Here is a 12761-nt window from a genome sequence, read left to right as displayed (position 1 = left end):
GCGCGGGCGGACTGGCGGCGGCTGTGGCCGGACCCGGCGCCGCGGCGGGTGCCGTTCCCGACCTACCCGTTCGAGCGGCGGCGGTTCTGGATCGACACCGACGCCCCGGCCTCGACCCCGGCCTTGGTCCCAGCCGCGACGGCGGCCCCGATCCCGATCCCGATCCCGGCCCCGGCCCCGGCCGCGGACTACCTGGAGCCGGTGTGGGGGGCGGTGAACCCCGGTCCACCCGGCGACGTGCGCGAGGTGGCGATCGTGGGCGCGGAGCCGGATTCGCGGCACGCCGCGGCCGAGGCGTTCGCGGCGGTGGGCGCGCGGGTCGTGGAGGTGGCGGACGTCCGCGACCTCGCGTCGGGGCCGCTGCCGGACGCCCTGGTGGTGCTGTGCCCGCTGGTGGGGGACCCGGTCCTGCCCGACCCGCGCACGTCGACGCGGGTGGTCGACCCGTTGCTCTGGGGCGCGACCGCCGTCCTCGGGCGCCACACGCGGGTGCCGCTGCGGCTGGTCGTGGCGCACCGGGCCGACGAGCCGCAGCACTCGGCGCTGGGCGGCGTGCTGAAGACGCTCGCGCTGGAGCACAGCGGGGTGCGGGCGGTGCGGCTGGTCGTCGGGATCGGCGACCCGTGGGCTGACCTGGTGGTACGAGAGGCGCAGCACACGGCGACCGGTGTCGCCGAGGTCCGCTACCGCGACGGCGCACGCGAGGTGCGCGAGCTGACCGCCCTGCCCGCCGTGCTGCCCGCCGACGTGCGGTTGCCTGTGCGGCCGGGCCACACCTACCTCGTGACCGGCGGTCTGGGTGCGCTGGGACTGCGGTTCGCCGGTCTCCTGGCCGACCAGGCGCCGGTGAACCTGGTGCTGGTCGGGCGTTCCCCGGTCGACGAGAGCGCGGTGTCCCGGTTGTGGCGCGGCGGCTCCGCCGCCTGGTACCGGCCGACCGACCTCGCGTCGCCCGCCGACGTGGACGGGCTGGTCGTCGACGTGCGGGCCCGGTACGGCGCGCTGCACGGCGTCGTGCACGCCGCCGGGGTGACGCGGGACAGCCGTGCGGTGCGCAAGACGGCGCAGGAGGTGGCGGAGGTTCTCGGGCCGAAGGTGACCGGCACCCTTCTGCTGGACCGGGCCACCCGCGACGAGCCGCTGGAGTTCTTCGTGCTGTTCGCCTCGCTGGTGGGGGAGACCGGCAACGTCGGCCAGGCTGACTACGCCTACGGCAACGCGTTCCAGCTCGACTTCGCGGAGACCCGGGAACGGCTGCGGGAGCGGGGGCTGCGCCGTGGCCGGACGACGGCGATCGGCTGGCCGCTGTGGGCCGAGGGCGGGATGGCCGTGGACGAGGGGACACAGCGGCTGTTCGCGCGGCGATGGTCCATGGCGCCGATGCGGTCCTCGGTCGGGGAGCGGGTGTTCGCCGCGGTACTCAACGGCGTCACCGGCCGGTGTCTGGTGATGGAACGCCCCACCGGCGGCGAGTCCACGCCGGCCGCTCCGGCGCGGGCGGCTGCCGCTCCGGCGGACGCGACTGACGCGGAGGCGCTGTCGAGCGGCGAGCTACGGGAAACGGTGGAGCGGTGGCTGCGCGAGCTGGCCGCGGAGTTCCTCCTGGTGCCGCCCGCGGAGATCGACGTGACCGCCGAGCTCATGGACCTGGGCTTCGACTCCATCACGCTGGCCGAGACCGTGGACCGGATCAACCGCCGCTACGACCTGGACCTGCTGGTCACCGCACTGTTCGAGCACCCGACCCTGGCCGACGTCGCGGACTACCTGGTCGCCGCCCACGGCGCCGCGGTCGGGGCGATCGGGGCCCGTCCGGTCACCGTCTCGTCCGCTGCACCCGTTTCGTCCGCTGCGCCCGTCCCGCCCGCGGTGGCCGTGGTCGGTGACGTCGTCGGGCAGCCGATCCCCGAGCCGGTGGCCGTCGGGCGGACGGCGCCGGGTCAGCCGGTTCGGCGACGGTGAGTCCTGCGAGCACGCGGCCGCCGGTCAGGTGGGCCCGGTGGGAATCGGGACGGCAGCCGACGCGGTCGCGGACAGGCGCGTCGCGGTCATCGGCATGGCCGGCCGGATGCCCGGTTCGGACGACCTGGAGTCGTTCTGGCGAGACCTCGCCGCCGGACGGGACCTCATCGGCCCGGCGCCCGCCGACCGGGCCGACCTGTTGGGCGACGTCCGCGGTGGCTTCCTGGACCGGGTGACCGAGTTCGACGCGGCGTTGTTCAGGATGTCACCGAACGAGGCCCGCCTGGTGGACCCGCAGCACCGGCTGTTCCTGGAAACCGTCTGGCGCGCGCTCGAGGACGCCGGGTACCGGGCGGACGAGGTGGCCGGCCGTCGGGTCGGCGTCTTCGCGGGGATGGCCACCGCCGACTACAACGAGCTGATCGCCCGCGCGAACCTGCCGCGGCAGGCGCACCTGGCCACCGGCCTGGCCCGGTCGATCCTCGCCAACCGCGTGTCGCACCTGCTCGACCTGCGCGGTCCCAGCGAGGTCGTGGACACCGCCTGTTCCAGCGCGCTGGTCGCGATCCACCGCGGGGTCCGGGCACTGCGGGACGGCGGGTGCGACCTGGCGCTGGTCGGGGGCGTCAACGTCAACCTCAGTCCCGGTCTGTTCGACGTGTTCACGAAATCCGGGATGCTCAGCGCCGACCATCGCTGCAGGACCTTCGACCGCGCCGCCGACGGTTATGTGCGCGGCGAGGGCGTCGGTGTGCTGGTGCTCAAGCCCCTGGACCGCGCGGTCGTGGACGGCGACCGCATCCACGGCGTGGTCCTGGGCAGCGCCGTCAACCACGTCGGCAGGTCGCCGTCGCTCACCGCCCCCAACCCCCGCGCACAGGCCGACGTGCTGTACGAGGCGCACCGGGACGCCGGCGTCGCGCCGACCACGGTCAGCTACCTGGAGGCGCACGGCACCGGCACGCCGCTGGGCGACCCGGTCGAGGTCGAGGGGATGCGGCAGGCGTTCGACCGCCTGTACGCCGAGCACGGACAGCACCCGCGGGCGGGGCAGGTGGCGATCGGCTCGGTGAAGACGAACATCGGGCACCTGGAGGCCGCGGCGGGGATCGCGGGCGTGCTGAAGGTGCTGCTCGGGATGCGGCACCGCGTGCTGCCCGCCCATCTGCACCTGGTCGAGCCCAACCCTCGGCTCAGGCTGGAGGGCTCGCCGTTCCGGATCAACGACCGCACCGTCGAGTGGCGGGGTGCGCCGGATGAGGACGGCGAACCCGTGTGGCGCGCGGGCGTGAGCAGCTTCGGGTTCGGCGGCACGAACGCTCACGTGGTGCTGGAGGCCTGGCACAGCCGGGAACCACCGCGCCGCGCGGCGCTGGAGCCCGTGCGGATGAACCCGCGACGACTGTGGTTCACCGACCTGGTGGCCGCCGACGGGACATCGAAGGGAGAGGCGCCGATGGACGCGGCTACGACAACCGACGGTGCGCGTCCAACCGGGGGCGCGCCTCGCACCGAGGGCGCGCGTCCAACCGGCGGTGCGCGTCGCAAGGTCGTGCTGACGCCGCTGAACCGCGTCGCGCCGGAGCCCCGGCTCGCGGGTCCGGCGGTGCCCGCCCAGGCCCCCGCTCCTGCCGCTCCGGCTCCGGCTCCGGCCCCCGCTCCGGTGGCCGCCGCTTCCAATCCGGTACCCGATACCGATCCCGGTCCCGCCCCCGCCGCCGCCGCCGATCCCGGCGAGGTGGCCGAGGTGGTGCGCGCGGTCGTGGCCGAGGTCCTGGGGGTCACACCGCAGGAGGTGGGGGACAAGTCGTTCGCCGACCTGGGCCTGGACTCGGTGTTCCGGATGGACGTCTCCCGGACGCTCAATGACGTCTACGACGTGGACCTGCGCGGCGCGGACCTGTACGAGTACGACGACGTGCCCGCGCTCAGCGCCCGGATCGCGACGACCTTCCGGACCGGGGCGGCGTCCGGGGCCGCACCGGCATCCGGGGATGGGGCTGGCCATCGGGTCGCGGCCGACTCTCCGGCCGCCGCCGCACCAGGCTCAGCGGAACCGGCGGCGGCGTCGCGGGCCGCTCCCGAGGAGGCCCTGGTCCGCTTCCTGGAGAGGACCCTCGACCGCCCCCTCGACCCCACCCGCACCTTCGAGGAGAACGGCTTCACGTCGTTCGACATGCTGCGGTCGATCAGCGCCCTGGAGCAGCACTTCGGCAGCCAGCGCAAGACGCTGCTGTTCGACCGGCCCACCGTCGCCGACCTGGCCGCACACCTGGCCGCCGACCACGGCTCCGACACGCTGCTGCGCGTCGCGCCCGCCGACGACCCACTCACCTCCGAACCACCGCCCACCTCCGAACCACCGGCCGGCGCCGCCGGCGGCGCGTTGCTGATCACGCGGGCAGAGGTTGCGCGGGACCCGGCGCTGCGGCGGCTGGTCGCCGAGCTGGACGCCGTGCACGGCAGGGAGACCGGTCTGGCGGGCCGGGACATCGCGCCGGTGCTGTTCCTGGGCCGGGACCGGGCCGGCTACTTCGCCTGCTCCCGCCGAGGTCGGGACCTGCTGGTGTGGAGCTACGTCGGCGCCGGTGACCGGTTCGCCGCGCTGGCCGACGAGTACGCCCGGTTCCTGCGGGCTCGCGGGCGGCGCCCGAACCTGCTGTCCCTGCTGCGGCTGGACGAGCTCGACGGACAACCGTGCACCGCGACGCCGTTCGGCGCGTTGCAGAGGTTGGAGAGCATCGACTCGTTCTCGCTGGAGGGCGGGCGCCGCTCGAAACTGCGCTACCTCGTCCGCCGCTTCGAGCGGGGGGCCCGCGAGTGCCGGGTCGAGGAGTACACCAGCGGCGCGGACGCGCGGACGGACGCGGCCCTGGCCGGGCTGCTCGACCGGTGGGCCACGAGCAAGCGGATGGTCAACCCGTACGTCGGGCGGGTGCGCGACGAGCTGGTCCGCGGCGCACTGCCCGAAGGCCACCGGGTGTTCCTCACCTATGTGGACGGCAACCTGATCAACGCCGTGGTGGTGGCGAAGATCCCGTTCGAGGACGGCTACCTGCTGGATGTGGAGTTCTATCCGGACGACATGCCGCTGGGTGGCCTGGAGTTCGCGATCGTGCGCGTCATCGGGCTGCTGGCCCGGGAAGGCAGCCGGGTGTTCAGCTTCGGGGCGAGCTTCGGCGTGCGGGTGGCGGAGTCGCCGAACGCGTCGCCGGAGGTGGAGAAGGCGCTCGACGAGCTGCGTTCGGTCGGCATCTTCGGCAGCGGCAACTACCAGTTCAAGAAGAAGTTCGGCACCGAGAACCTGCCGCTGTACCTGGTGCAGCCGACCGGCGGGGATGTCGCCCCGGTCGCCGACGTGATCCTGATGATCGCCGACCCGGAGGTCGCGCGGGCCTCCGAGCCGCGGGTGGGCGCGACGGCCGCGACGACGCCGCGCGCTCCGACCTTCGCGGGGGTGGCACCAGCGACAGCACCGGTCACCGTGCCCGCCGAGCCGGTCGTCGCCCCGACGAACGCGGCCCCACCGGATCGGAGCGCCGTCCGGCGGAACCGTTCGACCGTGCTGCTCGCGCACGGTCACAATCCCGTACGCATCCCGCACCATCTTGTCGAGATCGACCTGATCACCGACTCGTGGGCCGAGCGCACGGACCCGTGGATGCCGCCCCGCCTGCGTGAGCTCGCCGACCGGGCCACCGCCCGCACCCACGACGACGCAGGTAACGACGCAGGTGTCGCCCCGTGGTCTCCGCTGCCGCACCAGGTGCTCACCGCCAGCGGCCGCGCCGCCGAATCGTCGCTGTGCCGGGCCTGGCCGGGGCGGCGCGGGACCGTCCTGCACAACTCGCTGTTCCCGACCTGGCTGTTCAACCTGGTCGATCTCGGCTTCACCCCGGCCCCGCCGCTGCCGACGTGCCCAGGCGACGGTCCGTTCGCGGGCGACGTCGACCTGGCCGTCCTCGGCGACGAACTGCGCCGCCGCGACGACGTGTCGTTCGTCGTCCTGGAGCCCGCGTGCAACGCGACCGGCGGTCTGCCGATGTCGCTGGCGAACCTGCGTGGCGCGGTCGAGCTGGCCCGCGACAACGGGGTGCCGACCGTGCTGGACGCCACACGGCTGCTGGACAACGCGGTGCTGATCTCGGCGCACGAACCCGGGCAGCGGGGTCGCGACCCGCTGGACATCGCGGTGGACGCGCTCCGGCTGGCGCAGGCCGCGACGCTGAGCCTGTCCAAGGACTTCGGTGTCGACCTCGGCGGTCTTGTCGTGACCTCGGACGACACGTTGGCCGAGCAGGTGGTGCTCCGCGGACGCGGGCCGAACCTGTCGGCGCGGACCATGCTGGCGGCCGCGCTCGCCGACCCCGGTCCGATGGCGGATCTGGTGCGCGAGCGGGTCGGGCTGGTGGCGCGGCTGCGCGGCCGGCTCACCGCGGGCGGAGTGCCCCTGGTCGAGGGGACGTCGGCGCACTGCGTGCTGCTCGACGTGAGCCGGGTGGCCTGGTTCGCCGGGTTCGGCAACCCCGTGCAGGCCTGCCTGGCCTGGCTCTACGAGGGCACGGGGGTACGCGGCGGGCCGCACCTGTCCGGTGACGGCACGATCATTCGCCTGGCGGTGCCCCTGGGCGCGGACGCCGCGTTCGTCGACGAGGCCGCCGAACGGCTGGTAGCCCTGTTCGCCGACCCCGGCCACGTCGTCGACCTGGTGGAGGCCGGCGGCGGGTCGCACTTCGGGGTCGCCGAGGCGGCCCAGGCGCGCTACCACCCGGTGTCCGGGGTGCCGCGGGACGTGCGGGAGGCGCTCGACGAGGGCTACCGGCCGCTGTCGGCGAATCTGGCCGTGATGCGCGCGGCCGCGCCGGGCACCCGTCAGGACGTGTTCGGCCTGCCCGACGGCGACGTGGAGGTGCTGAGCCGCGGCACCGGTCCGGTGGTGCTGATGATGCCGCCGTTCAACATCGGTGCCGGCGTGTTCGCGGGCCAGTTCGCCGCGCTGTCCGACCGCTTCCGCCTGGTCGTCGTGCACCACCCCGGGGTGGGCGCGACCACCGCCGCCGGTGACATCTCGCTCGCCGGGATCGCCGACCTGTACCGGGCGGCGCTGGACCGGCTGGGCGTGCCGGGGCCGGTGCACGTGGTGGGCTCGTCGTTCGGAGGGCTGCTGGCGCAGAGCTTCGTGCTGGCCCACCCCGACCGGGCGCGGTCGCTCACACTGCTGTGCAGCTCCTACCGGTACGCCAACCGCGTCGGGGAGATCAACCGGCTGGAACGGATCGTCGCCGAGGACGTCGACCGTCTGGTGGCGGCCGGCGTCCAGGGCGCGGCGGAGCGGCGCGCCGAGTACCTGGAACACCTGCTGCGCTGCGAGAGCATGGCGCCACACATCGGCCTGCGGTATCTGGACGTGTTCGCCGAGCAGCCGGACCTGCTGCGACGCCTGCCGGACATCCCGGTGCCGACGCTGGTGGTGCACGGGCGGCTCGACGGCATCGTGCCGCTCAAGACCGCGCACCTGATGCACGGGGCGATACCCGACGCCCGCTACCACGAGCTGCCCGACGCCGGGCACTTCCCGAGCGTCACACATCCGCGCGAGGTGTCCGACGTGCTGGCGGCCTTCGTGTCCGAGGTCGAGCTGGGGGAGGGCACATGACGGAGGTCGGCATCGAGGCGCTGGACGTCTACGGCGGCAGCCTCGCGGTGGAGGTACGGGCCGTGTTCGACGGGCGTGGTCTGGACCATCGGCGGTTCGGCAACCTGGAGATGCACCGCCGGTCGGTCGCACTGCCCTTCGAGGACCCGGTGACCAACGCGGTCAACGCCGCGGCGCCGCTGCTCGCGCGGGTGCCCGAGGCGGACCTGCGGGCCATCGAGCTGCTGGTGGTGACCAGCGAGTCGGGCGTGGACTACAGCAAGTCGATCTCGTCGTACGTGCACGACCGGTTGGGGCTGGGCAACCGCTGCCGGGTCGTGGAGATGAAACAGGCGTGCTACTCGGCCACCGCCGCGCTCCAGCTGTGCCTGGGCTACCTGGCGTCCGGGCCGCCGGGCGCCAAGGCGCTGTTGATCTCCACCGACGTGTCGCTGGCCGACGAGCGAGCCCGGTACGCCGAGCCGGTCACCGGCACCGGCGCGGTGGCCCTGCTGCTGGGTGACCGGCCGCGGGTGTTCACCCCGGACCCGGGCGCCTACGGACTGCACAGCTTCGAGACGCTGGACTCGGCACGCCCCGCGCCCGACCTCGACATCGCTGATGCCGACCGCTCCCTGGTCGCCTACCTCGAATGCCTGTACCACAGCTTCGCCGACTACCGGTCCGTGGTCGAGGGCGCGGACTTCGCCACCACCTTCGACCACCTGGTGATGCACACGCCGTTCGCGGGCCTGGTGCGCGCCGGGCACCGCCGGATGATGCGCCGGCTGCACCGGGCCGGCGCCGCGGAGATCGACCGCGACTTCGCCCGCCGGGTCGCGCCGTCGCTGGTCTATCCGGGCGAGGTCGGCAACGTGTTCGCCGGGTCGGTGTACCTGGCGCTCGCGAGCCTGGTCGACCAGGTCGAGCACACCGTGCCCGCGCGGGTCGGCGTGTTCTCCTACGGCTCCGGCTGTGCGTCGGAGTTCTACAGCGGCGTCGTCGGCCCCGAGTCGGTGGCCGCCGTACGGGAGGCGGCCACCGCCCGGCGCCTGGCCGACCGCGCCCCGGTCGACTTCACGGAGTACCGGCGGTTGCAGGCCGAGGCCGCCGGGTGCCTGCGGCCGGTAGCCGACCGGGACGTCGACATCGACGCCTGGGCCGGGCTGCTCGACCGGGTGGTGAACCGGCCGAAGCTGTTGGCGCTGACCGGGGTGCGCGGCTACCACCGACAGTACGAGTGGATCTGAGGAGTCGCTGTGACCGAACTGGACGGCGACGAGGACCGCCGCGTCTTCGAAGCCCTGCGACGCATCGCACTGGAGGTCGTGCCCGAGTTGCCGGAAAGCGGCTTCACCTGGGACCGCACGCTGTCCGAGCTCGGTTGCAACAGCATCGACCGGGCCGAGATCGTCACCCTGACGATGGAGGAGCTGGGGATCACGGTGCCCGTGCACGAGTTCCACCAGGGCCATGACATCGGCGCCCTGGTACGGGTGATGCGGACCTACTCGTGAGCGTTGTGGTCACCGGGCTCGGCCAGGTCGGCGCGCTCGCGCCGGACGTCGGCGCGTTCGATGACGCGCTGCGGGACGGCCGGGTGGCGCTGGCGGCGTGTCCGGCGCCCGCGCCGCCGGACATCGGCCCCGCGTTCGCCGCCCGCCTCGACGGGTTCGACCTCGACCGCGTGTTGGCGGCGATGAAGGACGTGCCGGACGCCCTGCGCCGCCTGGCCGTGCGCACCGCGGGCCGCGCGCCGCTGCCCGTGCGGGCCGCGACCGCCACCGCCGTGCAGGCGTGGGTCGGCGCCGGTCTGGCCGAGACGGGGCCGCCCGCCGAGCGGGTCGGTGTCGTGGTGGCGGGAAGCAACCTGACCGAAAGCTACAGCGAGGCGGCGCATACCGGCCGGGTGCCCGCCCGGTATGCCCTGCGGCACTACGACACCGATCACGTGGGCACGCTGAGCCGCGTCCTCGGCCTGCGCGGTGAGGGCTGCGCCGCGGGCGGCGCGTCGGCCAGCGGCAACGTGGGCCTGATCACCGCTGCCCGGATGCTGGCCGACGGGTCGCTCGACGCGTGCCTGGTGGTCGGCGCGCTCACCGAGCTGTCCTCGGCCCAGCAGCAGGGCTTCCTGCTGATCGGCGCGATGGCGTCGGCCAGCCCGGAGCAGGGCGAGCGGCCCGCCGCGCCGTTCGACCGCCGCCATCGCGGGTTCCACGCGGGTCAGGCGGCGGCCTGTGTGATGCTCGAGACCGCGACGTCGGCCGCCGCGCGCGGCGCGGCGGCCGTGGTGCGGCTGGCCGGGCACGCGGCCGTGCTCGACGGCAACCACCTCGCCGACCCGTCGGCCGAGGGCGAGGCGCGGGCCATACGCCTCGCGCTGGACCGAGCCGGGATCGCGCCGTCCGGGGTGGACTACGTCAGCACGCACGGAACCGGGGCTCCCACCGGTGATCGCGTGGAGGCCGCCGCGCTGCGCGCGGTTTTCGGCGACGGACCGTGGCCGCGGGTCAACGCGACCAAGGGGCTGACAGGCCATTGCCTGTCCTCGGCCGGGGTGGTGGAGGCGGTGGCGACGGCGCTCCAGGTGCGGGGGGGGCTATGTGCACCCCAACCCGAACCTGGTCGATGTCGTGGACCCGGTGTGCCGGTTCACGGGCGCGCGGGCGGAGCCGGCCGCGCTCGGGTTCGCCCTGTCCAACGGCTTCGCGTTCGGTGGTCTGAACACCGCGGTCGTGTTCGCCCACCCCGACGCGTGACTGCTCAGTTCTGGGCAGAGCGCCAGGCCCGAACTGCCTAGCGTGAGCGCCCGCGAGACGGAGGTGGCGATGAGCACGGCCGAATCGGACACGACCCGGAAGCTGGTGCCCTTCCCTCAGGAGAAGGCACCAGGATGCCCGTTCGACCTTCCCCCCGGCTATCGGGCGTTGCAGGAACGGGAACCCGTGTTCCGCGCCCTGCTGCCCAGCGGGCAGGAGGCGTGGGTGGTGACGAGGCATCGCGACGTGCGTGCCGTGCTGGAGGACCCCAGGTTCAGCGCGGACAGCGGGCGCCCGAACTTCCCCAGCATGTTCCGGCAGGCCGCGCCGCAGGTGCTGCGGGGCACCTTCGTTCGCGCGGACGGTGCGGAGCACCTGAGGTACCGGCGGATGCTGGGAGTGGAGTTCACCGCGCGCAAGGCCGAGCTGTCCCGAGCCCGGATCACCGAGATCGCCGACGCCCGGATCGACGCGATGCTCGCCGCCGGGCCGCCCGTGGACCTGATGGCGATGCTCGCCTACCCGGTGCCGTCGACCGTGGTCAGCGAGCTGCTGGGGGTGCCGCGCGCGGACCACGAGTTGTTCGAGGCCAGCACCCGGATCCTGGTCAACGGCCGCAGCTCGGTCGAGGAGATGACGCGCGCCAAGGACGACATCCTCGCGCATCTCAACGGGCTGGTGGCGGCGAAGGAGCGGGAGCCCGGCGATGACATGGTCAGCCGCCTGCTGGTCAGGCACGTCGCCACCGGCGAACTGGACCGTGAGAAGGTTGCCGTGGTGGCGTGGCTGCTGCTCGCCGCGGGCCACCACATGACCGCCACCATGATCGGCACCGGCACCGCCCTGCTGCTGCGCCACCCCGACCAGCTCGCCGTGCTGAGCGACGACCCGGCGACCGTGGTGAACGCGGTGGAGGAGCTGTTGCGTCACCAGACCGCGATGCAGATCGGCATGAGCCGGGTGGCGCTGGAGGACGTCGAGCTGGGCGGCGTTCGCATCCGGGCGGGCGACGGCGTGGTGTGCCAGCTTGCCTCGGCCAACCGTGACCCGGAGGTCTACCCGGACCCGGATCGGTTGGACGTGCGGCGTTCGGCGCGTGGGCACGTCGCGTTCGGGTTCGGGCCGCACCAGTGCCTCGGCCAGACCCTGGCCCGGGTGGAGCTCCAGGTGGTGCTGGGCCGACTGTTCGAGCGCGTGCCCGGCCTGCGCCTGGCCGTCGCACCGGAGGAGGTGCCGTTCTGGCACCACGTGTTCGGCATCCACGGTGTGCGCGAGCTGCCCGTCGCGTGGTGAGGGGGACCGGTGGCGGCGCACGACGAGATGGTCGACGACCAGATGCTGGACGCGCTCGGGCTGGAGGTGCTCAGCGCCCGGCGCAGTGAGAAGTGGCAGCGGTACTCGGCCGAGGTGCTGCCGTCGTTCCTCGCGGAGATGGACCTGCCGCTCGCCGAGCCGGTGCTCGAGGCGATCCGCAACGCGCTCGACCGCGGCGACCTGGGCTACGCCTACACCTTCACCACCAGCTCGCAGCTGCAGTCGGTGTTCGCGAACTGGCTGCGCTGCCGGTTCGGCTGGTCGGTGGATCCGGCGATGGTGATCCCGTTCCCGGACACCATGCGGGTGGTCGAGGTCGCGCTGGAGCAGTTCACCGAGCGGGGGGACGCGGTGGTGGTGGACGTCCCCGCCTACCCGCCGTTCTTCGAGGCTGTCACCGCCGCCGGGCGCGTGCTGGTGCCCAACGGCATGAAGCTGCGGGACGACGGCTGGCGGCTGAACCTGCCCGGCCTGGCCAAGGCGTTCGCCGACGGGGCCAGCACCTAGCCTCATGTGCAATCCGCACAACCCGACCGGCAGGGTGTTCACCGAGTCCGAGCTGCGCGCCGTGCTGAGGCTGGCGGAGCGGCACCTGGCGGTGGTGATCTCCGACGAGGTGCACGCGCCCCTGGTGTACGCCGGGCGTGAGCACGTCCCGATCGCCTCACTGCCCGGGGCCGCGGCCACCTCGTCGGTCACCGCGATGTCGGCGAGCAAGGGCTGGAACATCTCCGGCCTGCAGTGCGCGCTCGCCGTACCCGGCAGCCCCGCCGACCACGAGCGCCTGATGGGTATGCGGCCCCGCGACCGCGACGGCGTGGGCATCCTGGGCGTCGAGGGCAGCGTCGCCGCGTTCGCCGGCGGCGACCTGTGGCTGCGGCGGACGATGCGCTACCTGGAGGGGAACCAGCGGATACTCGCTGACCTGCTGGGCTGTTTCGGCTCCGACGTCACCCACCACGCCTCGGACGGCACCTACCTGGCGTGGCTGGACTGCCGCCGCATGGCCGACCGTCTAGGCATCGCCGACCTCGGCCAGTTCTTCCTCGACGTGGGCAAGGCCGCGGTCAGCGATGGCAGGCTGTACGGGG

The 12761-nt window shown here is 73.7% G+C and carries 8 protein-coding genes; all 8 read left to right on the top strand.

Annotated elements, in window-relative coordinates; translation table 11 throughout:
- Positions 1 to 1962: SDR family NAD(P)-dependent oxidoreductase (locus ACY45C_RS04005; protein WP_462186299.1), on the top strand; the 1962-nt coding region annotated here is incomplete at its 5' end.
- Positions 1963 to 1999: 37 nt separating this feature from the next.
- The gene (locus ACY45C_RS04000) at positions 2000 to 7618 is read left to right on the top strand and encodes an alpha/beta fold hydrolase (protein ID WP_462186297.1); all 5619 of its coding nucleotides are present in this window, start codon (positions 2000 to 2002) and stop codon (positions 7616 to 7618) included.
- Positions 7615 to 8847 carry a hydroxymethylglutaryl-CoA synthase family protein gene (locus tag ACY45C_RS03995; RefSeq protein WP_462186296.1) on the top strand — a complete coding sequence of 411 codons (1233 nt, stop codon included), beginning with the start codon at positions 7615 to 7617 and terminating at the stop codon, positions 8845 to 8847. Before ACY45C_RS04000 ends, ACY45C_RS03995 begins: the two co-directional genes overlap by 4 nt.
- 9 nt (positions 8848 to 8856) lie before the next feature.
- On the top strand, positions 8857 to 9114 hold the full coding sequence (locus ACY45C_RS03990) for a phosphopantetheine-binding protein (RefSeq protein WP_462186295.1): 258 nt from the start codon (positions 8857 to 8859) through the stop codon (positions 9112 to 9114).
- The gene (locus tag ACY45C_RS03985) at positions 9111 to 10397 is read left to right on the top strand and encodes a beta-ketoacyl synthase N-terminal-like domain-containing protein (protein WP_462186294.1); all 1287 of its coding nucleotides are present in this window, start codon (positions 9111 to 9113) and stop codon (positions 10395 to 10397) included. The genes ACY45C_RS03990 and ACY45C_RS03985 overlap by 4 nt, the downstream gene beginning before the upstream one ends.
- 28 nt (positions 10398 to 10425) lie before the next feature.
- Positions 10426 to 11649, top strand: a complete 1224-nt coding sequence (locus tag ACY45C_RS03980) for a cytochrome P450 (protein WP_462186293.1) — start codon at positions 10426 to 10428, stop codon at positions 11647 to 11649.
- A 9-nt stretch (positions 11650 to 11658) separates the two neighbouring features.
- Complete coding sequence (locus ACY45C_RS03975) at positions 11659 to 12177, top strand: beta C-S lyase family protein (RefSeq protein ID WP_462186292.1); 519 nt, start codon at positions 11659 to 11661, stop codon at positions 12175 to 12177.
- A 4-nt stretch (positions 12178 to 12181) separates the two neighbouring features.
- Positions 12182 to 12761 (top strand): aminotransferase class I/II-fold pyridoxal phosphate-dependent enzyme (locus ACY45C_RS03970; RefSeq protein ID WP_462186291.1); only part of this gene is annotated, 580 nt, incomplete at its 3' end.

The sequence above is a fragment of the Frankia sp. CcWB2 genome (genome assembly GCF_977927585.1).
Note: the sequence above shows the minus strand (reverse complement) of the source record. Positions and strands in the feature narration are given on the sequence as shown.